This window comes from Staphylococcus lugdunensis (assembly GCF_002901705.1).
GTDB classification, from domain to species: Bacteria; Bacillota; Bacilli; order Staphylococcales; family Staphylococcaceae; genus Staphylococcus; species Staphylococcus lugdunensis.
The window spans coordinates 916,432-938,771 of record NZ_PPPV01000012.1 but is presented as its reverse complement, the minus strand read 5'-3'; the positions used below and the strand labels follow the sequence as shown (position 1 = coordinate 938,771).

The window sequence follows — 22,340 nt, the reverse complement described above, 5'->3', positions numbered from 1 at the left end:
TTATTGAGGAAGAAGGATTGGAGTAAAATTAATGGAACTAGTAATGCTGATAATGCCTTTTTGTGTAAAGATTGTTTTTACTTTTACGTATTAACTTACAAAGGAGGAATATTAAATGGAAGATGAAGTAATAACTAAAGAGGGAATAGCACATAACATAAAAAATCCGTACATTACGCCAGTTGCCATTTTTATGTTTATATTTTCATTAACCTTTTATTGTATTTTATTTTTTAGCGCCCATTTATTATACAAATTGCCTATATATATGTATATATTTTTGGTGTTTTGGGTTGTTATAAATATCATTTCATATTTACAAGAGAAATCAAAAAAAGTTAAAACAAATAAAGCAGCATTAATAAGATATATTATTATCAGTACATTGAGTGGTTACAGTTTATCAATTTCTTGTTCCTCAGTGTATGTATTTGGTGCTACTACAAATGGATATGATGTATTTGATTATTGGCTGATAATTATTATAGCTAATATTATTTCGCTTATTGGTTTTAATATTTTTGTAATAAGTGAATTTGGTTTAATTCAGTCTTTATCGGGTTCTGCGGGTAATATAATGGGCATTGTTGTAGCTTTATGTGGCTTTGGTATTTTGATTTATTTAAGTCGCATTGTGCCTTATACAGCTGAAGAAAATGATTTTATATGGATGTCTATAATTGTCATTTTAATGGTAGATTTATTAATTGGACGTTCTTACTTCAATTTAATGAAATATCAGATTATTGAGGAAGAAGGATTGGAGTAAAATTAATGGAACTAGTAATGCTGATAATACCCTTTTTGTGAAGATTACTTTTGAAATAGATGAAGATGACAATTGGATAGAAAGATTTGATAAAGTTTATAATGTATTTAAATAAAAGTGTATAGATTATTTTCGTTTTTATAAATTAACTTAAAAAGGAGGAATTAAAGTGGAGAATGAAGAAATAACAAAAGAGGAAATTGCTCATAATATAAAAAATCCATACATCACACCAGTTGCCATATTAATGAATATAATGTGTTTAATTTTTTATACGATTATGTTTTTTAACAGTCATTTATTATACAAGTTACCTAAATATATATACATATTTTTAGCTTTTTGGGCTGTTATAAATATCATTTCATACGTCCAAGAAAAGTCTAAAAAGGTTAAAACAAACAAATCGTCATTAATAAGATATATCATTATAAGCACATTATGTGGTTATAGTTTGTCGATTGCACTAGCATCGATATATGTATTTAATGCGACTATTAATGGTGATGATGTTTTTGAGTTTTGGTTGATGATCGTTTTAGCTAATATTATAGAGTTAATCGGCTTTAATATTTTTGTAATAAGTGAATTTGAAGTTATTAAGTCAATATCCAATAGATTGTTTAAATTATTAGGTATACTTATGGCTGTTTCTGGTTTAGGTATGCTTTATTATATAAGTCAAATTGCACCTAAAAGAACAGATGATACCACCTATATATGGTTATCTATTATCGTCATTTTAATGATTAACTTGTTAATAGGCCGCTCTTACTTTAATTTGATGAGATATCAAATTATTGATGAAGAGGGCTTGGAGTAAAATTAACGGAACTAGGCATGTGGTAATGCTTTTTGAACAAATATTATTTTTGAAGTATATAATATAAAGATGATAATTTAAACAAAAATGTATAACAATTATCGTAAGTTAATGCATAATAAAACTGTAAAGATTCTTTTCACTTTTATGTATTAACATACAAAGGAGGAACATAAAATGGAAGATGAAGTAATAACTAAAGAGGAAATAGCTCATAACATAAAAAATCCATATATTACCCCTGTTGCCATTTTTATGTTTATATTCTCATTAACTTTTTATTGTATTTTATTTTTTAGCGCTCATTTATTATACAAATTACCAATATATATGTATATATTTTTGGTGTTTTGGGTTGTTATAAATATTATTTCATATTTACAAGAGAAATCAAAAAAGGTTAAAACAAATAAAGCGGCATTAATAAGATATATTATTATCAGTACATTGAGTGGTTACAGTTTATCAATTTCTTGTTCCTCAGTGTATGTATTTGGTGCTACTACAAATGGATATGATGTATTTGATTATTGGCTGATAATTATTATAGCTAATATTATTTCGCTTATTGGTTTTAATATTTTTGTAATAAGTGAATTTGGTTTAATTCAGTCTTTATCGGGTTCTGCGGGTAATATAATGGGCATTGTTGTAGCTTTATGTGGCTTTGGTATTTTGATTTATTTAAGTCGCATTGTGCCTTATACAGATAATGAAAATAATTTTATATGGATGTCTATTATCGTCATTTTAATGATTAACTTGTTAATAGGTCGTTCTTACTTTAATTTGATGAGATATCAAGTGTTAGAGGAACTTGAATTAGAAGAGCAACATCATACTAGCAAGTAAATAACTTATATTTTAAATAAGAAGGTGAATACCTATGATTATAATTATTACAGTGGGTCTGTTCATTCTAAGTTGTGCAGCATATTTTATTGTTAGAGAATGCTTAGATTTACTTAAAAGGAAGAAATATGTGAAAGCTGCATTATTATTTATAGGTTATATGGTAGTGTATGAAACATATGTTTACTTTGATAACATTGGTATGGTTGAGATGGATAATGTGACAAGTATTGTGTTTTGGTTGTTCTTACTAAGCAGCTATTTATCAGCGCATTATTCTATATTAAAACCCAACAGAATAAGATTGGAAGAGGTCAAAAATACGGCAAGAATATTACATAAATATGATAAAGAAAAAGCTGAAAGTTTAAGAACTGATCTAAAATACGGAAAAGATATTGCACGTGCAGGTGCTATATGTTCATCTATTTTTATTATGTCAATAGCGATGAAAGTTAAACAAACCACTGAACGCACGAATGATGATTTACGTTATTTTGTAGAACGCTCACTTAATGACACAATGTCAATTGCATTTGCAATCACTTCTATTGTATTTGTCTTGATTTTTATTTATTTCATCATAGACATTTATTTTTGGGTGAATCGTGGCATCTTTCATGGCTATGTGGTTCGACCCATTATTATGTTTGGGTGGATGATAATCTTCGCAATTGTTATAGCTCAATATCGATAAAGATATATACTTAATGTTGCTTAATCTGTTAAAAAGTAGAAGCTACTATTAATAGGAGGGATGATGGCATGGAAGAGACTTATCAAGCATTGAGAAAACCAGCAACTCAAGCTATGAATATGTTGGCTTTAGGCTCAATTCTTTTTAGTTCTATACAATATTTTGTTGGTCTCACTTTAGCAGCAACAGCTAATTATTTAATTATAGCAACTTCTATAGAACTTTTAATAATTTTTTGTGGCTTGTTGCAGTTATTCTTCCCTAAAATTCCTAGTGATCGAAAAAAGATAAAAAAGAGAGCCCTGATATTTATGATAGTGGGCATACTTTCTACATATAGCAGTTATTTATCTTTTTATAATATTTACTTTTTTATCGAGGGTAATACTCAAGAAATTAGAATATATTGGATATTAGGAACCGTTATAGCCATTATTTGTTTTTCTGCACATATTTTAAGTTTAATTTTTATGACGATTACGCCGAGTTTTATTAAAGATAAGACGCTCTTAATTCTGTTTTTAAAATTTGTTGCGATCTTATTATATGTTCAAAAGGCAATAGAGTTTTTTATTATACCTGATCATCAAGGTAATAGATTTTTAATGATTGGATTGCTATTATTGATTCCATTAATGAACTATATTTGTACATATTTTTATTTGTTATTTGGTGAGATATTAACGAGTAAAGAAATGGGCTACAGGATTGAAAACAAGTAATTCAGTGAACATAAGCATCGGTTAGTAACTGATGGTGAATTTAGCTATGAGTTTAAAAATGATTTGAACTTATCGAGTCTCATTATAGACTGTGTCACCCAAAATATATGATTATTTCATAATGAATTTGAATTTACTTTATTCAGTTTGTAATAACATAATTTAAATTAAAACTTATAATGTGTTATTCGCACGTCATCGTCGCTAACACTTATAAGTTTTTTGTATATTGGCTAAGGGAACTTATGCGTTTATAGTGTTTAATTGTTGGGAATATTTTATATAATATAACATTTTTATTCATTGCAGAGGAGCATGTTGTATGATTATTGCAATTATTTGTTTAGTTGTGTTGTCGTTCTTCTTTTCTATTGGTGAAACCACTTTAAGTACGGTGCATCGGACGAAATTTCAAACTGAAGGCGAGCAAGGTGATAAAAAAGCATATCGTATTGCACGATTTTTAGCGCATCCAAGTGAAGCGATGACGGCGTTACTCATTGGTCGTACGATAAGTATGACGCTGTTGACTGTGCTAGTAGCAGCGGTATCTTATCATGCACAATGGCACTTAGGCCTCACGCTTACAATATATGCTGTATTTGTTATTTTATTTGCAGAAGTGATACCTAAATCTATTGCTGCAAATTTCGCTAATCGCATTATGCGTATGATTTTTCCTGTTGTACGTGTGTTTGTCGCAATCTTGCGTCCAATCACTTTATTATTGGATGCGATAACGAAAGGGTTGAATCGACTTATTGCGAATGGAAGTGAACCAGAAGCGCAATGGTCTAAAGCAGAGATTCAAATGATGTTTGCAGTGGCTCAGCGTGATGGGGCATTGAATGAAATTGAAAGTGAACGTTTAAAAGGGGTTATGGCGTTTAGTAATTTAAAGATTAAAGATGTTAATACAACGCCAAGAGTAAACGTCACTGCTTTTTCAAATATCACACCTTATGATGAAGTCTATCAAACGGTCATGAATGAACCTTATACGCGTTATCCAGTATATGATGAAGATATTGATCATATTATAGGTGTGTTTCATTCGAAATACTTACTGTCTTGGAGCAAACATCCTAGTCATACTATTGATGAATATATTGCTGAACCACTGTTTGTCAATGAACACAATCGTGCAGAATGGGTGTTGAGAAAAATGACAATAAGTCGAAAACATTTAGCGATTGTGCTTGATGAATATGGTGGTACAGATGGTATTGTTTCGCATGAAGATTTAATTGAAGAAATGTTAGGCATGGATATTGAAGATGAAATGGATAAAGAAGAACAAGAAAAGTTACAACAACAACGTTTAAAACATCAGCACCTGCATCAACAATTTCAAAGACGACGGTAAATTTGGAGGATACAAGATGAAGCAGTTGACAACGCAATTCACAAAATATTTGAACGTTCACTATCCTATCATTCAAGCAGGCATGGCTGGCAGTACTACACCAGAATTAGTGGCTGCCGTGAGTCATCAAGGTGGGCTTGGCACGATTGGTGCAGGCTACTTTGATACTGCGCGATTAGAACAAGAAATCCAAGCAGTTCAGGCATTAACTTCGGAACCATTTGCAGTGAATTTATTTATTCCGAGTGATTATCAGTATTCAGAGGCTGAGGTGGCACAAATGAATGCTTGGCTGAAACCTTATCGTCGTGCACTTCAACTAGAAGAACCCACTGTAAATATTACTGAGGAACAACGTTTTAATGCTGCGATTGATTTAGTGCTTCAATACCATGTGCCTGTATGTAGCTTTACATTTGGCATACCGAATCAAGAAATCATTGAACGACTAAAAGCAGCACAAATTGTGACGATGGGTACTGCAACATCAGTAGATGAGGCAATCGCAATTGAACAAGCAGGTATAGATATCGTAATTGCCCAAGGTAGCGAAGCAGGAGGACATCGTAGTAGCTTTTTATCTACAACTCAAGGGCAACAATCAATGATTGGTACAATGGCACTTGTACCACAAATCGTTGATCACGTAGATATTCCTGTTATTGCTGCAGGTGGCATTATGGATGGCCGTGGCATTTTGGCAAGCTTGATTTTAGGTGCCTCTGGCGTACAAATGGGCACAGCTTTTTTAACGTTGCAAGAAAGTGGTGCACGCCCAGTATTAAAGCAAGCCATTCTGAATAGTAAAGAAACGGATACTGTCGTGACAAATGTATTTAGTGGCAAATATGCGCGCGGTATTAATAACAATTTTATTCAATCCTTTAAGAATTATAATGGTAAAATCCCTGATTATCCAATTCAAAATCAGTTGACAACATCGATACGTCAACATTCAGCACAAAAGCATAACGATGCATGGACGCACTTATGGAGTGGACAAGCACCACGACTGGCTATAGATAGTCATGTAGCTGGACTTTTTGATAAATTGTTGACAGAGATAGAAGCATTACGTTGCCAATTTTAAATCGTTTATCATTGATAAATCTAAGTTGATATAATGAAGTAATAAATTCGATTGTGGTATGATTGTACTGGTGATGAATATGATTAACATTGGCTTAACTGGTTGGGGTGACCATGAGACGTTATATGAAGATATTGGACGCCAAGCTGATAAACTTCAAACGTATGCAGGTCATTTTCCAATTGTTGAATTGGACGCCTCTTATTATGCGATTCAACCTGAAAGAAATATATTAAAGTGGATTAAAGAGACACCAGAGACGTTTAAATTTGTTGTCAAAATACATCAAGCGTTGACGTTACATGCGGATTATAAAGATGTTGCGACATCGCGCAAAGCGTTGTTTGAGCAATTTAAAGCAATGATTGAACCCCTGCAAACGCATGATAAATTAGCGTTGGTGTTAGTTCAATTTCCGCCTTGGTTTGAATGCTCGATGGAAAATGTAACTTATTTACGGTATGTACGCCAACAATTATTAGATCTTCCTGTATGCATTGAATTTCGTCATCAATCATGGTTTGATGCGGTACATAAGGAACAGACATTACAATTTCTTGTCGACCATCAATTTATTCATGCGGTTTGTGATGAACCACAGGTGAAAATGGGTTCGATTCCAATGGTTAATCGTATTACTCATGATATCGCCTTTGTACGTTATCATGGGCGCAACACTCAAGGCTGGACTAAAAAGGATATGACAGACCAAGAATGGCGAGATGTGCGGTATTTATATGATTATAATCAACAAGAATTGCAAGACCTCGCGCATAAAGTTGAAATATTAGCGCAAAAAGCTAAGACAGTATATGTCGTGTTTAATAATAATTCTGGGGGCCATGCGGCTAAAAATGCCAAAACATATCAACAGATGCTTGGAATAGATTATACAGGTTTGGCACCACAACAACTAAAATTATTTTAAGAGGCGAAATCAATGGTATTAACTTTTATTTTTCTTATTTTAATTGGCCTACTTTCTGCTGTTATTGGTTCATTAGTAGGTATTGGCGGCGGTATCATCATTGTACCTACGCTTGTTTATTTAGGTGTGGAACATCATCTTTTACATGGCATTACGCCTCAAATTGCTATCGGGACGTCATCCGTGATACTCATTGTAACAGGATTATCGTCATCTCTAGGCTATTTGAAAACGAAACAAGTCGATATTAAAAATGGCTCTATTTTCCTATTTGGCTTATTGCCTGGGTCATTAGCGGGTTCGTTGCTTAGTCGCTATTTAACATTAGAGTCATTCAATTTATATTTTGGTATTTTTATGATTCTTGTATCCATTATATTGATGGTACGTCATAAAATAAAACCAATTAAACTATTTGATAAGCCACAATATCGTAAGTCTTATACGGATTCGGAAGGTGTAACTTATCATTATAGTGTTCCACCGCTTGTGGCTTTTGTCGCAACCTTATTTATTGGTGTGTTAACAGGATTATTTGGCATTGGCGGCGGTGCATTAATGACGCCATTAATGCTGATTGTCTTTAGATTTCCACCACATGTTGCTGTCGGCACAAGTATGATGATGATTTTCTTCTCTAGTGTGATGAGCTCAATTGGTCACATTTTTCAAGGACATGTGGCTTGGGGATATTCTATTATTTTAATTATCTCAAGTTATATTGGCGCACAAATTGGAGTGAAGATCAATCATTCTATTAAGTCTGAAACGGTAGTCATGTTGCTTAGAACTGTCATGTTATTCATGGGGATTTATCTTATTTTTAAATCATTGATGTAAATTACAAAGGGGGTAGTACTGTGAAGTTGACGATTTATCATACGAATGATATACATAGTCATTTGCACGAATATGCATGCATTCAAGCTTATTTACAGACACATCGCCCAGCGCTTCAACATCCTTCTCTTTATATAGATATTGGGGATCATGTCGATTTATCTGCCCCTGTGACAGAAGCAACATTAGGGAAAAAGAATGTTGCGTTATTAAACGAGGCACAATGTGATATTGCAACCATTGGTAATAATGAAGGGATGACGATTTCGCATGAAGCTTTGAATACATTATATGATGATGCGCATTTTAAGGTGATTTGTACGAATGTTCTTGACGAACAAGGACAATTGCCTAATCATATCGCAACTTCATATATTCAAAACATCGAAGGGACACGGATTCTTTTTGTTGCTGCAACTGCACCATTTACGCCATTTTATCGTGCGCTAGATTGGATTGTGACAGATCCACTTGAAGCGATTAAAGATGAGATTCAATCACGTCAAGGACAATATGATGTCTTAATTGTGATGAGTCATGTTGGTGTCTTTTTTGATGAACAATTATGTCAAGAAATACCAGATATTGATGTTATTTTCGGGAGCCATACGCATCACTATTTTGAACATGGTGAAATAAATAATGGTGTGCTGATGGCTGCCGCTGGAAAATATGGTCACTATTTAGGTGAAGTTACGCTAACCATTGAACAACATCAAGTCATTGCGAAAGAAGCAATGCTACATCCGCTCGACACATTGCCCACTGTCGAAACACACTTTGATGAGGAAGGTAAGGCACTGCTAAATGAACCTGTGATTCACCATCCAGTTCACTTAGAAAATAAAACAGATGTCATTACCCAAACAACCTATCTTCTCGCTGAAAGTGTCTTTGAATTTACAAATGCAGATTGTGCGATCATCAATGCGGGATTAATTGTTCAAGGTATTCAGGCTGACCAAGTGACCGAGTACGATATTCACCGTATGCTACCACATCCTATTAATTTAGTAAGGGTAAAAGTCACAGGTACAGAATTGAAAAATGTGATTATAAAAAGTCAAAAGCAAGAATATTTACATGAGCATGCACAAGGTTTAGGCTTTAGAGGAGACATCTTTGGCGGTTATATTTTATATAATTTGGGTTTTATAGAATCAGAAGCACGTTATTTTATCAATGGAGAAGACATTGATGATGAGCAATACTATACGTTGGGAACGGTTGATATGTACACGTTTGGCCGTTACTTCCCGATGCTAAAAGGATTGCCAACAGAATATTTAATGCCAGAATTTTTACGCGATATATTTAAAGAAAAGTTATTAAATTATTAAATTTATTGCGTATTACGTTTTAATTTAGGGTAAATTTAGTTATAATGAATGAAGATTGATTATTCAGGAGGGTAAGCGATGTTATGGCTACAAGAAATGAAGAAATTTTACGTAAACCAGATTGGTTGAAAATTAAGCTTAACACGAATGAGAACTACACTGGCCTCAAAAAAATGATGCGAGAAAAGAATCTACACACTGTTTGCGAAGAAGCAAAGTGTCCAAATATACATGAATGCTGGGGAGCAAGACGTACGGCAACGTTTATGATTTTAGGTGCGGTATGTACAAGAGCATGCCGTTTCTGTGCTGTTAAGACGGGATTACCTAATGAATTAGACTTAAATGAGCCAGAACGTGTGGCAGAATCGGTTGAACTGATGAATTTAAAACACGTGGTTATTACAGCAGTAGCACGTGATGACTTAAGAGATGCGGGTTCAAATGTTTATGCTGAAACAGTGCGCAAAGTACGTGAACGAAATCCATTCACAACGATTGAAATCTTACCATCTGATATGGGTGGGGATTATGAAGCGTTAGAAACATTAATGGCATCACGACCAGATATTTTAAATCACAATATCGAAACAGTACGCCGTTTAACACCAAGAGTACGTGCACGTGCAACATATGACCGTACACTCGAATTCTTACGTCGTTCAAAAGAATTACAACCAGATATTCCTACGAAATCAAGTATTATGGTAGGTTTAGGTGAAACGACTGAAGAATTATTACAAGCTATGGATGATTTACGTGCGAATGACGTAGACATTTTGACAATTGGTCAATATTTACAACCATCTCGTAAGCATTTAAAAGTTCAAAAATATTATACACCTCTAGAATTTGGTAAGTTACGTAAAGCAGCTATGGATAAAGGATTCAAACATTGTGAAGCTGGACCAATGGTACGTAGCTCATATCACGCAGATGAACAAGTTAATGAAGCGGCTAAAGAACGTCATCGCTTAGGAGAAAAGCAATTAAATCATCAACAATAATCGAATAGACTGTGGAAATTGAGTTGGCAGAAGTATTATGTGAGCCACTATCAGCTATGGTCATTCTTATCAATAAAAGGGCTTAGTTTGTACGAGAGTGATTAACTGTCGTATTTGCTAAGTCTTTATTATCATATAAAGGTGAGTCATTTATGATTAAAGTAAACCAGCAATATTTTGAAATCATTGAGGACTATCGTGACTGCTTTGATGAAGAATTATTTGCTGCTAAATATGCAGATATTCTCGATAAATATGACTTTGTTGTCGGAGATTTTGGTTACGAACTGTTAAGACTCAAAGGATTTTATAAAGATAGTAACAAAAAGGCTGAAATTTCAAAACGATTTTCAAGTATTCAAGATTATATCTTAGAATATTGTAATTTTGGCTGCCCATATTTTGTTCTACAGCGTCTTTCAGAAGACGAGGTTAAAACTCGATTAGGTGAGCCAGACACACAAATTAACAGCGAAGACAAACTACACGATGTCAAAATAGCGCCATCCATACCAGCAGAATCTCAACAAATAGAAACCAATAAAGATTAATTGGCACAGACAACATAGCATCAACAGAGTAACTTTCAAAACGAAAGTCCACAAGTAAAGCGAGAAAACAAAGTTAACATCAACTTTTGTTTCCTCGCTTTTTTCATGCTTTGATAACATGTTTATGACACAGCATTGAATCATAAACATGTTATTGTATGACTTCATTTAAATATTCGGTTATTTCAGTGGCTTCTGCATCAGAAACACCAAGAATATAGGCGATATAACCATCTTCTTCAAGGTCATCTGTGCCGATAATTCCAAATTTATTGGTCTGCATATTCAAAACTAATGTCTTTCCATAATGACGGTCTGTTTGAACTAACATCAAATCATAGCGACTATGTTCACCGACAAAGCCTACAAATTGCACTTGACTTTGTTCTTCATCGTCATATAAATACATATCTATCATAAAGTGGTGCTCCTTTATTTAAGGTTATTTATTTAGTATAACTACAAATGAAGTGTGCTGCAAAATTATGATATGATAAAGACATTAAGAGGTGACTAAGCATGTATTTTGTAGACAAAGAAAAATTAACACAGAAATTAAATTATTTAAGGCAGTTAACGCAAGATTATCAAGATCATAAAGATAATCCTTATGCTTTTGAGCGCATTGCACAAATGCTAATTGAAGCATCTGTCGATATTGGTAATATGATTATCGATGCTTTTATTTTAAGAGATCCTGGTAATTACAAGGATGTAATTGATATATTAGCACTTGAGGGTGTGATTACATCTGAAACACAAGCTGCAATCAATCAAACAATCGAAGTGCGTAAGCAATTTGCACATGATTATATTACTTTACAACATGATACACTTGAACCTCTGTTTGATGATGCACTACCGTATTATGACAACTTTATATATGAAGTATCATTATTTTTAGAACAGGAAAGTGTACCAGTGACAGCTTTTGGAAAAGGAGACAATTAACAATGAAACACTATAAAGGATATTTGATAGATTTAGATGGGACGATGTACAAAGGTACAGAGGAAGTTGACGGAGCAGCACAATTTATTGATTATTTAAATCAGCAAGGCATTCCTCATTTATATGTAACGAATAACTCGACCAAGACACCTGAAGAAGTAACAGCTAAATTACGCGAGATGCATATTGATGCTAAACCTGAGGAGATTGTGACTTCAGCATTAGCTACGGCAAACTTTATTGCCAATGAAAAAGCAAATGCCTCTGTATATATGATTGGTGGTAGTGGTTTGAAAGCAGCATTACTAGACCGTCGTTTAACATTAAGACGAGATAAACATGTCGATTATGTAGTGATAGGATTAGATGAACAGGTTACCTACGATAAACTAGCGATTGCAACACTTGCTGTACGTGAGGGTGCTACATTTATTTCAACTAATCCGGATGTTTCTATTCCTAAAGAAAGTGGTTTATTACCTGGTAATGGTGCTATTACAAGTGTCGTTAGCGTCTCTACTGGGCAACAACCACAATTTATTGGTAAACCAGAACCAGTTATAATGGATATTGCACTTGATATACTTAAATTAGATAAAGCAGATGTTGCCATGGTCGGGGACTTGTATGATACAGATATTATGTCTGGCATCAATGTTGGCGTGGATACAATTCATGTTCAAACGGGTGTAACCTCATTTGCTGAAATTCAAGAAAAAGATGTTCCGCCAACTTATTCGGTAAAAGATTTAAATGAAGTGATTCGACAATTACAACAATAGTCAGGGACACTTAAAGGAGGCTGAATGATGGCTAAAATACTTGTTACCAGAAAAATCCCAGACCACTTTGTCCAACAATTAGAACAATTTGGGGAAGTAGAGATGTGGGATGAGGCACTTGTACCAATGCCTAGATCAAAGTTTTTAACAGCTATTAAAGATGCAATAGCGTGTTTCATTACGCTCAGTGAACAAATTGATCACGAAGTTATCGCACAAGCGCCACACTTGCGTATCGTTGCAAATATGGCAGTTGGCTATGATAATATCGATATTTCACTAGCAAAGTCACGCGATATTGTGGTAACCAATACACCAGATGTACTTACAGAAACGACAGCAGAATTAGGGTTTACCTTGATGCTTAGTGTTGCGCGACGTATTGTTGAAGCAGAAAAATATGTTCAAGATGGTCGATGGACTAGCTGGGGTCCTTACTTATTATCTGGTAAAGATGTGTACGGTTCGACTGTTGGTATTTTTGGCATGGGTGCCATTGGTCAAGCATTTGCAAGGCGTTTAAGTGGCTTTAATACGCGTACGCTATATCATAATCGTTCAAGAAGAGAAGATGTTGAGCGTGAATTAAAAGTCACATATGCTGATTTTGACACATTATTAGAAGAAAGTGATTTTGTCATATGTACAGCACCATTGACAGCGGAAACGAAGAACAAATTTAATGCTGAGGCATTTCAAGCGATGAAACAAGATGCAATCTTTATCAACATTGGTCGAGGTGCAATAGTAGATGAAGACGCACTTGTATTTGCACTTGAACAAGGTGATATCGCAGGATGTGGCTTAGATGTTTTACGTGAAGAACCTATTAATGAGAAACATCCATTATTATCTATGCCGAATGCCGTCATTTTACCGCATATTGGCAGTGCATCAGTGAAGACGAGAAATCGTATGATTCAATTATGCGTTGATAATATCGTGGCTGTTTTACAACAACAGGCGCCATTAACACCGGTTACTAGCCATTAAATTATGATACAAGCAGAGCTTTTACATGTTGTTATTTAATAGCATGTAGAAGTTTTTTGCGTATATAACAAAATTGTTATGTCATATGTAATTGTGTGTTTCGTTAATAAGACGTAAAATAAAATATGTTCTACAAATAGTGTAGTGCAAGTCTTTGCAATAGTGTTTTTAAAGATAACATTGCAGGCTTGTCAAAAAATAGATATAATAAGTTGTAAAAATAATATATAAATCTGAAACTAATTATACTTATTATAAAAAGTGGCGCAGCAAAAGATAAGCTGTGCATCTTAATTTTGAATGAGTGAGGTGCGATATGAAAGCCCAACAAAAAGAAACTTCAGAAACATTTAAAAAACTTAAACCATATTTATTAACATTGCTTTATTTAGCTATATTCATAGCATTGTATTTAATTTATGGTACTGGCGATACACAGAATAACTTCATTTATAATGAATTTTAATGAGGGAGAATATAACATATGAACGATATCATTTCTAAATTAATCGATATTGAGCAAGCGCAGCCGAATCAAGTTGCTGTAAGACATATGAATGACGAATTAACTTATAAGGAATTACTTGAGGAATCAAGTAAACTAGCACATCAATTACAAGGCAGTCAACAACCAATGATTTTATACGGCCATATGTCTCCGTACATGATTGTTGGTATGCTTGGTGCTATCAAAGCAGGTTGCGGCTACGTTCCGATTGATACATCGGTGCCAGCTGAACGTGTAAACATGATTATTGATAAAGTTGAACCACAGTTCATCTTTAATACCGTTGATGAACCATTAACATATGATGGGGCGAAGACGATTACGACTCAAGATGTCAAAGAATCAAACAATCCAATCGTATTCGATAGTCAAATGACTGAAACAGATACGGTATATACTATCTTTACTTCCGGTTCAACTGGTGAGCCTAAAGGTGTTCAAATTCAATACGCAAGCTTGATTGAATTTGCTGAATGGATGGTATCGTTACATCAAGAAGATGGTGGCCAAGAATGGTTAAACCAAGCACCATTTTCATTTGATTTATCAGTGATGGCAATCTATCCATGTTTAACATCTGGTGGCACACTAAATCTTGTAGATAAAGATATGATTAAAAAGCCTAAGTTATTAAATGACATGTTAGTGGCTACACCAATTAACACTTGGGTATCTACACCATCATTTATTGAAATGTGCTTATTATTGCCGACATTGAATGAAAATGATTACCCAAGCTTAAATCATTTCTTCTTCTGTGGTGAAATTTTGGCACATAGAACAGCTAAGGCTTTAGTTGATAGATATCCACACGCTGTGATTTACAACACATATGGTCCGACTGAAGCAACTGTAGCTGTTACAAGTATTCAAATCACACCTGATGTATTAGCGCAATATAATCCACTTCCAGTAGGTGTTGCACGTCCAGGTACGACGTTATCTATAACTGATGAAGACGAACTTGTTATTAAAGGTAACAGCGTGAGCCTAGGTTATTTAAAAAATAAAGCTAAAACAGATGCTGCATTTAAATATGATGATGGCATTCGCCATTATTATACAGGGGATAAAGCCAAAGAAGACAACGGCCTATGGTTCATTCAAGGACGTATTGATTTCCAAATTAAAATGAATGGTTACCGTATGGAACTTGAAGAGATTGAAGCACAATTACGCCAATCTGATCGAGTGAGAGAAGCTGTTGTAGTGCCAGTATACCGCAATGATAAAGTTGTTCACTTAATTGGTGCTGTTGTTCCAACGCAACACGTTGAAGATGATATGGCTATGACTCACGCATTGAAATCCGAATTGAAATCTCGTTTACCCGAGTATATGATACCGAGAAAATTCGTTTGGATGGATCATTTACCACTTACTTCAAATGGTAAATTAGATCGTAAAGCTATTGCGGAGGTTGTAAACGGATGATTCCATATGGTACGTTTACGTTCTTTTTAATTGCATTTATTGTACTCTTACCAGTGATTATACTCGGATTTTTAGGTAAGCGTAGTTATATATACAACGGCATTAGTACAGCCATTATGATTGTCATTATCTTTGCTTCAGATAAGTATCATTTCTTTGGTACGAAATATATTAGCGTCCAGTTAATATGTTTTATTGTGTATTTAATTTATCAAACAGCGCTGATTATGTTTTACTTTAAATCGAGACAGAAAAATAATACATTTGCGAAATTTACTGTAATTATGGTTCTGTCTATCTTGCCATTAGCAGTGGTTAAAATATTGCAAAGCTCTTGGCTAGGTGGTCATCAAATTCATTTCCATGAACATAAATTAATTGAATTTGTAGGGTTCTTAGGTATTTCTTATGTAACTTTTAAAAGTGTTCAATTAATTATGGAAATTCGAGATGGCTCGATTAAAGAAATAAAAGTTGGCAAGTTAATGCAATTTATTTCATTCTTCCCAACGGTATCATCTGGTCCAATCGACCGTTACAAACGCTACGTGAAAGATGATAAGAAGATTCCAACAGGTGAGCAATATCGTGAGTTGATTTTAAAAGCGATTCATATGATAATGTTAGGGTTCCTATATAAATACATTATTGCGCATTTAATTCAATTCTATGCGATTAATCCATTGATGATGGATTTACATGGATTTACGCATAAATGGCTGTATATGTATGCGTATAGTTTCTATCTGTTCTTTGACTTTGCTGGTTACAGTTTATTTGCGGTAGCAGTCAGCTATATCTATGGCATTATGACACCGCCAAACTTTAAACAACCATTTAAAGCTAAAAATATAAAAGACTTCTGGAATAGATGGCATATGTCGCTATCATTCTGGTTTAGAGATTGCATTTACATGCGTGCACTGTTCTACATGTCAAAGAAAAAATTATTAAAAAGTCAATTTGCCATGTCTAATGTAGCCTTTTTCCTAAACTTCTTTATCATGGGTGTCTGGCACGGTTTAGAATTATTCTATATCGTCTATGGTATCTATCATGGTTTAATGTTTATTGGTTACGGCTATTATGAACGCTGGCGCAAGAAACATCCTGCACGTTGGCAAAATGGATTTACAACTGCCTTAAGCATTGTTATCACTTTCCATTTTGTAGCATTTGGATTTTTAATTTTCTCAGGAAAACTGATATAAAAGGAGTAATTAATTATGGAATTTAAAGAACAAGTATTAGATGTATTAGCTGAAGTTGCTGAAAATGATATCGTCAAAGAAAACCCTGATGTAGAAATTTTCGAAGAGGGGATTATTGATTCATTCCAAACTGTAGGACTGTTATTAGAAATTCAAAACAAATTAGGTATTGAAGTTTCAATTATGGATTTTGATCGTGATGAGTGGGCGACACCAAATAAAATTGTGGAAGCATTAGAAGAATTACGATGAAATTAAAGCCGTTTTTACCGATTTTAATTAGCGGTGTGATATTTATCATCTTTGTCTTAATGCCGTCAAGCTGGTTTACGGGATTGGTGACAAATAAAACACTGGCAAATAATAGACTTGCTTCAACGGATCAAGTGCTTAAAGGTACGCTCATTCAAAACAAATTATTTAAATCAAACGATTATTACCCAATTTATGGTTCAAGTGAACTCAACAAAGAAGATCCATTTAATCCAGGTATTGCACTTAATGGTCGTAAAGGGACTAAACCTGCATATTTACTTGGAACTGGTGGTTCAACAGACTTGATTAACGCTGTTGAGTTAGCAGCGCAATACGATCAACTAAAAGGTAAAAAAATTAGTTTAATTATTTCACCGCAATGGTTCACTGATCATGGTTTAACAAATAAGAACTATGATGGACGTATGTCTGCGAACCAAATCGATCAATTGTTCAAGCAAACTAAAATGCCAGCTGAGTTGAAACAACGCTACGCGAAACGGTTATTACAATTTAAGCATGCTAAAAATAAAGCATTTTTAAAACAACTAGCAAAACACCCAAATCAAGATCATGGCAATTATATTTCTCAATTCAAAGGTGAGCAAATCAAAAAGATTGAAGCAATCAAATTATACTTTGGTTTCGACAAATCACCGTTGTCACATGTTGAACCAGTGACATCACCGAATGCTTCTTGGAACGAGATGAATCGCAAAGCGACAAAAATTGCAATCGATCATTCGAAATCCAATAAATATGGCATTAAAGATGAATATTGGAAACTAATTAAGGAAAATAGACGTAAAGTAAGACGTGATTGGGAGTTTAATATTAATTCTCCAGAATTTAACGACTTAAAATTACTTGTAGATACAATGCGTGAAGCAGGTGCAGATGTTCAATACGTCAGCATCCCTGCCAATGGTAAATGGTACGATCATATCGGTATTCCACATGAACGTCGTCAACCTGTTTACAACAAAATTCGTGAAACAGTAATTAATAATGGTGGCCAATTGTATGATATGACGGACAAAGAATATGCGAAACATTACATTACTGATGCCGTTCATATAGGCTGGAAAGGCTGGGTCGACATGGATAGACAAATCGATAAGCATATGAGAGCACCTTACAAAGCACCACATAAACCGCATCACGATGATCAAGATCATCAATAAATATAAGTAAGATGTATTGAATATAACAATAGCACAAAGACGGTTTTTAATTTCAAATCGTCTTTGTGCTATTTATTTTGGGATTTATGTTCCATATTGTCATTTTTTAGAGATTTATATCTCAGTATTTTGGTTCTTGAATGTTATACATTTTATCTCTGTGACTACAAATGAAAAAACTAGAGCGCGTAGGGGCTCTAGTGATGTATATATTATAGATATCTAGAATACTTGTTCCACTTCAATTACACCTGGAACTTCTTCATGTAATGCTCGTTCAATACCTGCTTTTAATGTAATTGTTGAACTTGGGCACGTGCCGCAAGCACCATGTAGTTGTAATTTAACAATACCGTCTTCTACATCGACTAATGTACAGTCGCCGCCATCACGTAAGAGAAACGGGCGTAAACGTTCAATAACTTCAGCTACTTGATCAAACATTGTTGCATTCTCAGTTGGCATGAGAGATGACTCCTTTCAAGTATATTACTTCATATTTAGATTGTTATTCTATTATAATGGATAGTGAAAGAAAAATCTATCAACTCAACGGGGGATTTTTTATATGACAAAGGTGAGTGTTGTCGTTTATGGGGCAGATGTGGTATGCGCAAGTTGTGTCAATGCGCCAACATCTAAAAATACGTATGAATGGTTACAACCATTATTAAAAAGAAAATATCCGCAAATTGACTTTCAATTCACATATATCGATTTTGAACACCAAACAGAAAATTTAACGAATCATGATGTGCAATTTATTGAACAATTGCAAGAGGATGAATTATTTTATCCTCTTGTGACGATGAATGATGCGTATGTAGCTGATGGCTATATACAAACAAAACAAGTCACAAATTTTGTAGATAATCATATTATGGATACAAAATAATATGTAGGGAGCGGGACAGCATTCATTATGAATCCTTAGTCTCGCTCCCGTATGGTTGACAGGATTGAAAATACGTTGATATCAAGCATTTTCAATCCTGTCAGTTACTGTCAATATAGAGTTCGTAACCTAAAATATAATGATGTCCAAGACTTTATATTGAACCGTTTATTAACCATTATGGTATTTGTAGAGCCATAAGACACCTGATTTTAAAATAGCAGCAAGACGTCCGGTCACGGTACGATCCATGATATAGGCGAAACCTTGCTTTTCACCTAAAGAACCAAGGAAACCTTGTACTTTTAATTCTGGCATTTTATCTGGAAGCGCTTCGTTTGCCCATTGTTTTTTTAAGACATCGGCTATTTGATCGCCTTGAAGTTCTGCAAGTTGTGCACTTGGTGCGTGAGGTAAATCTGCACAGTCACCAACTACAAATACATTCGTATATGTAGGAATTTGATGATATTGATTTACAATCACGCGACCACTGCGATTAATATCTATCGGTAAATTTCTGACAATCTCAACAGGTTGGATACCAGCCGTCCATACTACTAAGTCGACGTCTTCAGGCTGTCCATTGTTATATATTTTACCGGGTTCAACACCATCAATTGTCGAATTTGGTACCACCGTTACATCGTGCTTTTTGAACCAAGTTGCAATATAATTGCTTAGTTTTTCCGGGAAATTTCTTAAAATACGTTCTCCACGGTCATATAAGATAATCTGAATGTCTTTTCGACTTTCTCTCAATTCGCTTGCTAACTCAATCCCACTTAAGCCTGCACCAACGATACCAACTTTGGAACCAGCAGGCAGTTCGCTGATTTTATGAAATGTTTCACGAGCTTTAGATAATGTTTGGATACTATACGTATAGTCGTCAGCGCCAGGAACATTATGATATTTATCTTCACAGCCAAGTCCAATCACTAATTCATCGTAATCGACTTTTGTTTGACCGACCGAAATGATTTGGTCATCTAAGTTAATATCTGTAATTTCCCCATAAATGGTATTAATCCGCTCTGATTCTGGAAAATTCATGCGAACATCTGTATCAGACTTTGTGCCGGCTGCCAATGCATAAAATTCTGGCTTAAGGCCATGATAAGGCATGCGGTCGACTAACGTTAATGTGTAGTCAGCCGGTAATGCATTTGGTAAAATGTGCGACATAATACGCATATTACCGTAGCCGCCACCTAGTAATACTAAATTTTTCATAAATATACCCCTTTGATATGAAATCATTGTCACACATCACTCATATTTTCTTAAACTGATGTTATATTAATTGAGTGAAAAACTGTGTAAACTGCATTTACGATAACAAAACATCAATTTCCCCAAAAAATTGAAGTATTTTTATTTATGTGCTTATTATATCTTGTTTTTTTGATGACTACAAACAAATTTACGACTGGGCACAATCATATTGTAAACGTTTTATTGGAGTGCATATAAAAATCAAGATAATGAGCTGGCCGTATGCATATAGAAAGTATATTTGCTATAATAATATGACTAAAATGATTGAGAGGGTGTACTATGAATCCAATCGTGGAATTTTGTATTTCCAATATGGCACGTGGTGGACAATATGTATACGATCAACTTGAAGAGGACCCTGATGTCGATGTGTTAGAATATGGTTGTCTACAAAATTGTGGTATCTGTTCATCCGGGTTGTATGCATTGGTTAATGGTGATATTGTTGAAGGTGAAACGCCAACTGAGTTATTAAATAATATATATAAACATATAGAAGAAACATGGATTTTTTAGGAGGTCATGATGATGAGTACTGTAACTTTAACAGAAGCTGCTGCTTATGAAGTCAAAGATATGTTGAAAAGTAATGATATGGAAGACGGTTATTTAAAAATTAAAGTTAATGGTGGTGGATGTACTGGTTTAACGTATGGTATGTCTGCAGAAGAAACAGCAGGGGATAACGACGAAGTGTTAGAGTTCTATGGTTTAAAAGTACTCGTAGATAAAGATGATGCGCCGGTGTTAAAAGGGACAACAATCGATTTTAAACAGTCACTCATGGGTGGTGGTTTCCAAATCGATAATCCTAATGCGATTGCATCTTGTGGCTGTGGCAGTTCATTTAAAACAGCCAAAGTTTCAGGTACACCAGAAGAATGTTAATCACGTGTAGTTAAATATAAATTGAATTAAATATGTTAGAAAACCTTATGAGTCTCTCATAGGGTTTTTTTGTTTTCCCAAAAAAGAGTATAAAAAATAAAAATTATATAGAATTTTTTGGGAAACAATAAATTTTGCGTTAAATATCAATCAACATTGATAATCATTATCAATTAATGTAAGATAAAAGTGTAAATATCATTTTAAATCATAAAATAACTATAGGAGGAAAAAGGTATTTGGCAAATTATCTAATAAATCATGAAAAAGATAGAGATGAAGCGTTGATATTATTTCCCTTCGCAGGTGGGGGGGCGAATATTTATCGACATTGGAGTGATTATTTTCCGGCAACCAATGTGATGCGAGTGCTTTATCCAGGCAGAGAAAGTCGGTTTAGCGAAACGCCCATTTCCGAAATTAGTGAGTTAGTTCAAGAAATTTATGATGAATTAGTCCAAACATTTAATTTTGAACAAGACTATTATTTATTTGGCCATAGTATGGGAACTAAAATTGTTTATGAACTTGCATTAAAAATTAAACATAGCGGTTTAAATAATCCTAAGGCAGTGATTATTTCGGCGGGTAGAGCACCGTGTTTTAAAGAACCTGATCCTATATATCATCTTGATGATGCAGGTTTTAAACAGGGCTTGCAAGACTATGGTGGCACACCAAAAGAAGTATTAGAAAATGATAATTTAATCAAAATGTTTTTACCGATGCTAAGAGCCGACTTTGTCATTGATGAAGAATACCAAGATATGAATAAAGAACCCTTAGATAGTCCTATTTTGGCGTTGATGGGTACCTCAGATGAACAAATGACGCTAGAAGAGTTACTAGAATGGGAGCAATACACAACCAAATCATTTAGATGGGAATATGTAGAGGGTGGACATATGTTTATTAACGGTAATTCCGAAGAAGCCATCAATAAGATAAAGGCATATTTAAATGAAATATAAAA

27 protein-coding genes are annotated in these 22,340 nt (G+C 34.2%); 24 read left to right on the top strand and 3 right to left on the bottom strand.

Going from position 1 to position 22,340, the window contains the following annotated elements:
* The first annotated feature begins 115 nt into the window (after positions 1 to 115).
* The 12 genes from CD041_RS05155 (at position 116) to CD041_RS05100 (ending at position 10,985) form a co-directional block, all read left to right on the top strand.
* Positions 116 to 769 carry a DUF5079 family protein gene (locus CD041_RS05155; RefSeq protein ID WP_062078737.1) on the top strand — a complete coding sequence of 218 codons (654 nt, stop codon included), beginning with the start codon at positions 116 to 118 and terminating at the stop codon, positions 767 to 769.
* A gap of 169 nt (positions 770 to 938) precedes the next feature.
* Complete coding sequence (locus CD041_RS05150) at positions 939 to 1,592, top strand: DUF5079 family protein (RefSeq protein WP_080606615.1); 654 nt, start codon at positions 939 to 941, stop codon at positions 1,590 to 1,592.
* 177 nt (positions 1,593 to 1,769) lie between these two features.
* Entirely contained in the window at positions 1,770 to 2,444 is a 675-nt protein-coding gene (locus CD041_RS05145) for a DUF5079 family protein (RefSeq protein WP_060795360.1), read from the top strand.
* A 34-nt stretch (positions 2,445 to 2,478) separates the two neighbouring features.
* On the top strand, positions 2,479 to 3,141 hold the full coding sequence (locus CD041_RS05140; RefSeq protein ID WP_002459597.1) for a DUF5080 family protein: 663 nt from the start codon (positions 2,479 to 2,481) through the stop codon (positions 3,139 to 3,141).
* A gap of 68 nt (positions 3,142 to 3,209) precedes the next feature.
* Positions 3,210 to 3,863, top strand: a complete 654-nt coding sequence (locus CD041_RS05135; RefSeq protein ID WP_062078745.1) for a DUF5079 family protein — start codon at positions 3,210 to 3,212, stop codon at positions 3,861 to 3,863.
* A gap of 322 nt (positions 3,864 to 4,185) precedes the next feature.
* The gene (locus CD041_RS05130; protein ID WP_070647906.1) at positions 4,186 to 5,229 is read left to right on the top strand and encodes a hemolysin family protein; all 1,044 of its coding nucleotides are present in this window, start codon (positions 4,186 to 4,188) and stop codon (positions 5,227 to 5,229) included.
* A 16-nt stretch (positions 5,230 to 5,245) separates the two neighbouring features.
* Entirely contained in the window at positions 5,246 to 6,319 is a 1,074-nt protein-coding gene (locus CD041_RS05125; protein WP_070647907.1) for an NAD(P)H-dependent flavin oxidoreductase, read from the top strand.
* Positions 6,320 to 6,398: 79 nt separating this feature from the next.
* Positions 6,399 to 7,247, top strand: a complete 849-nt coding sequence (locus tag CD041_RS05120; RefSeq protein ID WP_070815416.1) for a DUF72 domain-containing protein — start codon at positions 6,399 to 6,401, stop codon at positions 7,245 to 7,247.
* 12 nt (positions 7,248 to 7,259) lie between these two features.
* Positions 7,260 to 8,087 carry a sulfite exporter TauE/SafE family protein gene (locus tag CD041_RS05115; RefSeq protein ID WP_002459591.1) on the top strand — a complete coding sequence of 276 codons (828 nt, stop codon included), beginning with the start codon at positions 7,260 to 7,262 and terminating at the stop codon, positions 8,085 to 8,087.
* A gap of 20 nt (positions 8,088 to 8,107) precedes the next feature.
* The gene (locus CD041_RS05110) at positions 8,108 to 9,427 is read left to right on the top strand and encodes a bifunctional metallophosphatase/5'-nucleotidase (protein ID WP_070647909.1); all 1,320 of its coding nucleotides are present in this window, start codon (positions 8,108 to 8,110) and stop codon (positions 9,425 to 9,427) included.
* 83 nt (positions 9,428 to 9,510) lie between these two features.
* Entirely contained in the window at positions 9,511 to 10,434 is a 924-nt protein-coding gene (gene lipA / locus CD041_RS05105; RefSeq protein ID WP_002459589.1) for a lipoyl synthase, read from the top strand.
* 152 nt (positions 10,435 to 10,586) lie between these two features.
* Positions 10,587 to 10,985 (top strand): YutD family protein, encoded by a 399-nt coding sequence (locus CD041_RS05100; RefSeq protein WP_002492322.1) that lies wholly within the window; start codon positions 10,587 to 10,589, stop codon positions 10,983 to 10,985.
* 151 nt (positions 10,986 to 11,136) lie between these two features.
* Here the strand turns inward: CD041_RS05100 and CD041_RS05095 are convergent, their stop codons facing one another.
* Positions 11,137 to 11,403, bottom strand: coding sequence for a DUF3055 domain-containing protein (locus CD041_RS05095; protein ID WP_002459587.1), 267 nt, complete (start codon positions 11,401 to 11,403; stop codon positions 11,137 to 11,139).
* Positions 11,404 to 11,504: 101 nt separating this feature from the next.
* Here CD041_RS05095 and CD041_RS05090 point away from each other — a divergent pair, with 101 nt between their 5' ends.
* The 8 genes from CD041_RS05090 (at position 11,505) to dltD (ending at position 18,303) form a co-directional block, all read left to right on the top strand.
* Complete coding sequence (locus tag CD041_RS05090) at positions 11,505 to 11,936, top strand: DUF86 domain-containing protein (RefSeq protein WP_002459586.1); 432 nt, start codon at positions 11,505 to 11,507, stop codon at positions 11,934 to 11,936.
* 2 nt (positions 11,937 to 11,938) lie between these two features.
* A complete protein-coding gene (gene nucF / locus CD041_RS05085; protein ID WP_002459585.1) occupies positions 11,939 to 12,718 on the top strand; it encodes a 5' nucleotidase NucF in 780 nt (259 codons plus the stop codon).
* Between the two features lie 27 nt (positions 12,719 to 12,745).
* Complete coding sequence (locus tag CD041_RS05080) at positions 12,746 to 13,711, top strand: 2-hydroxyacid dehydrogenase (protein ID WP_070647910.1); 966 nt, start codon at positions 12,746 to 12,748, stop codon at positions 13,709 to 13,711.
* A gap of 316 nt (positions 13,712 to 14,027) precedes the next feature.
* Positions 14,028 to 14,177 (top strand): teichoic acid D-Ala incorporation-associated protein DltX, encoded by a 150-nt coding sequence (locus CD041_RS05075; protein ID WP_002459583.1) that lies wholly within the window; start codon positions 14,028 to 14,030, stop codon positions 14,175 to 14,177.
* 18 nt (positions 14,178 to 14,195) lie between these two features.
* Positions 14,196 to 15,653, top strand: coding sequence for a D-alanine--poly(phosphoribitol) ligase subunit DltA (gene dltA, locus CD041_RS05070; protein WP_002459582.1), 1,458 nt, complete (start codon positions 14,196 to 14,198; stop codon positions 15,651 to 15,653).
* The gene (dltB, locus tag CD041_RS05065) at positions 15,650 to 16,864 is read left to right on the top strand and encodes a D-alanyl-lipoteichoic acid biosynthesis protein DltB (RefSeq protein WP_002459581.1); all 1,215 of its coding nucleotides are present in this window, start codon (positions 15,650 to 15,652) and stop codon (positions 16,862 to 16,864) included. The genes dltA and dltB overlap by 4 nt, the downstream gene beginning before the upstream one ends.
* A 15-nt stretch (positions 16,865 to 16,879) precedes the next feature.
* Positions 16,880 to 17,116 carry a D-alanine--poly(phosphoribitol) ligase subunit 2 gene (gene dltC / locus CD041_RS05060; RefSeq protein ID WP_002459580.1) on the top strand — a complete coding sequence of 79 codons (237 nt, stop codon included), beginning with the start codon at positions 16,880 to 16,882 and terminating at the stop codon, positions 17,114 to 17,116.
* Complete coding sequence (gene dltD / locus CD041_RS05055; protein WP_002492327.1) at positions 17,113 to 18,303, top strand: D-alanyl-lipoteichoic acid biosynthesis protein DltD; 1,191 nt, start codon at positions 17,113 to 17,115, stop codon at positions 18,301 to 18,303. The genes dltC and dltD overlap by 4 nt, the downstream gene beginning before the upstream one ends.
* Positions 18,304 to 18,525: 222 nt before the next feature.
* On the opposite strand, the gene CD041_RS05050 is transcribed toward dltD, so the two are convergent.
* A complete protein-coding gene (locus CD041_RS05050) occupies positions 18,526 to 18,768 on the bottom strand; it encodes a NifU family protein (RefSeq protein WP_002433501.1) in 243 nt (80 codons plus the stop codon).
* Between the two features lie 103 nt (positions 18,769 to 18,871).
* On the opposite strand from CD041_RS05050, the gene CD041_RS05045 reads away from it, so the two are divergent.
* On the top strand, positions 18,872 to 19,198 hold the full coding sequence (locus tag CD041_RS05045) for a YuzD family protein (RefSeq protein WP_070647911.1): 327 nt from the start codon (positions 18,872 to 18,874) through the stop codon (positions 19,196 to 19,198).
* Between the two features lie 171 nt (positions 19,199 to 19,369).
* Here CD041_RS05045 and CD041_RS05040 read toward each other — a convergent pair whose 3' ends face one another.
* A complete protein-coding gene (locus CD041_RS05040; protein ID WP_002492328.1) occupies positions 19,370 to 20,434 on the bottom strand; it encodes an NAD(P)/FAD-dependent oxidoreductase in 1,065 nt (354 codons plus the stop codon).
* 324 nt (positions 20,435 to 20,758) lie between these two features.
* On the opposite strand from CD041_RS05040, the gene CD041_RS05035 reads away from it, so the two are divergent.
* The 3 genes from CD041_RS05035 to CD041_RS05025 all read left to right on the top strand — a co-directional run bounded on the left by CD041_RS05035 (position 20,759) and on the right by CD041_RS05025 (position 22,338).
* Complete coding sequence (locus CD041_RS05035) at positions 20,759 to 20,995, top strand: YuzB family protein (RefSeq protein ID WP_002459576.1); 237 nt, start codon at positions 20,759 to 20,761, stop codon at positions 20,993 to 20,995.
* Positions 20,996 to 21,007: 12 nt separating this feature from the next.
* Entirely contained in the window at positions 21,008 to 21,367 is a 360-nt protein-coding gene (locus tag CD041_RS05030) for a HesB/IscA family protein (protein ID WP_037540859.1), read from the top strand.
* Between the two features lie 239 nt (positions 21,368 to 21,606).
* Entirely contained in the window at positions 21,607 to 22,338 is a 732-nt protein-coding gene (locus CD041_RS05025; RefSeq protein WP_002478465.1) for a thioesterase II family protein, read from the top strand.
* The last annotated feature ends 2 nt before the right edge of the window (positions 22,339 to 22,340 follow it).

Coding starts and splice junctions, on each gene's coding strand:
- CD041_RS05050 (WP_002433501.1), bottom strand. CDS start 18,768: ATGCCAACTGAGAATGCAACAATGTTTGATCAAGTAGCTGAAGTTATT.
- CD041_RS05135 (WP_062078745.1), top strand. CDS start 3,210: ATGGAAGAGACTTATCAAGCATTGAGAAAACCAGCAACTCAAGCTATG.
- CD041_RS05145 (WP_060795360.1), top strand. CDS start 1,770: ATGGAAGATGAAGTAATAACTAAAGAGGAAATAGCTCATAACATAAAA.
- CD041_RS05080 (WP_070647910.1), top strand. CDS start 12,746: ATGGCTAAAATACTTGTTACCAGAAAAATCCCAGACCACTTTGTCCAA.
- CD041_RS05100 (WP_002492322.1), top strand. CDS start 10,587: ATGATTAAAGTAAACCAGCAATATTTTGAAATCATTGAGGACTATCGT.
- CD041_RS05120 (WP_070815416.1), top strand. CDS start 6,399: ATGATTAACATTGGCTTAACTGGTTGGGGTGACCATGAGACGTTATAT.
- dltA (WP_002459582.1), top strand. CDS start 14,196: ATGAACGATATCATTTCTAAATTAATCGATATTGAGCAAGCGCAGCCG.
- dltC (WP_002459580.1), top strand. CDS start 16,880: ATGGAATTTAAAGAACAAGTATTAGATGTATTAGCTGAAGTTGCTGAA.
- lipA (WP_002459589.1), top strand. CDS start 9,511: ATGGCTACAAGAAATGAAGAAATTTTACGTAAACCAGATTGGTTGAAA.
- dltD (WP_002492327.1), top strand. CDS start 17,113: ATGAAATTAAAGCCGTTTTTACCGATTTTAATTAGCGGTGTGATATTT.
- CD041_RS05045 (WP_070647911.1), top strand. CDS start 18,872: ATGACAAAGGTGAGTGTTGTCGTTTATGGGGCAGATGTGGTATGCGCA.
- CD041_RS05140 (WP_002459597.1), top strand. CDS start 2,479: ATGATTATAATTATTACAGTGGGTCTGTTCATTCTAAGTTGTGCAGCA.
- nucF (WP_002459585.1), top strand. CDS start 11,939: ATGAAACACTATAAAGGATATTTGATAGATTTAGATGGGACGATGTAC.
- CD041_RS05125 (WP_070647907.1), top strand. CDS start 5,246: ATGAAGCAGTTGACAACGCAATTCACAAAATATTTGAACGTTCACTAT.
- CD041_RS05040 (WP_002492328.1), bottom strand. CDS start 20,434: ATGAAAAATTTAGTATTACTAGGTGGCGGCTACGGTAATATGCGTATT.
- CD041_RS05155 (WP_062078737.1), top strand. CDS start 116: ATGGAAGATGAAGTAATAACTAAAGAGGGAATAGCACATAACATAAAA.
- dltB (WP_002459581.1), top strand. CDS start 15,650: ATGATTCCATATGGTACGTTTACGTTCTTTTTAATTGCATTTATTGTA.
- CD041_RS05090 (WP_002459586.1), top strand. CDS start 11,505: ATGTATTTTGTAGACAAAGAAAAATTAACACAGAAATTAAATTATTTA.
- CD041_RS05130 (WP_070647906.1), top strand. CDS start 4,186: ATGATTATTGCAATTATTTGTTTAGTTGTGTTGTCGTTCTTCTTTTCT.
- CD041_RS05035 (WP_002459576.1), top strand. CDS start 20,759: ATGAATCCAATCGTGGAATTTTGTATTTCCAATATGGCACGTGGTGGA.
- CD041_RS05075 (WP_002459583.1), top strand. CDS start 14,028: ATGAAAGCCCAACAAAAAGAAACTTCAGAAACATTTAAAAAACTTAAA.
- CD041_RS05030 (WP_037540859.1), top strand. CDS start 21,008: ATGAGTACTGTAACTTTAACAGAAGCTGCTGCTTATGAAGTCAAAGAT.
- CD041_RS05115 (WP_002459591.1), top strand. CDS start 7,260: ATGGTATTAACTTTTATTTTTCTTATTTTAATTGGCCTACTTTCTGCT.
- CD041_RS05095 (WP_002459587.1), bottom strand. CDS start 11,403: ATGATAGATATGTATTTATATGACGATGAAGAACAAAGTCAAGTGCAA.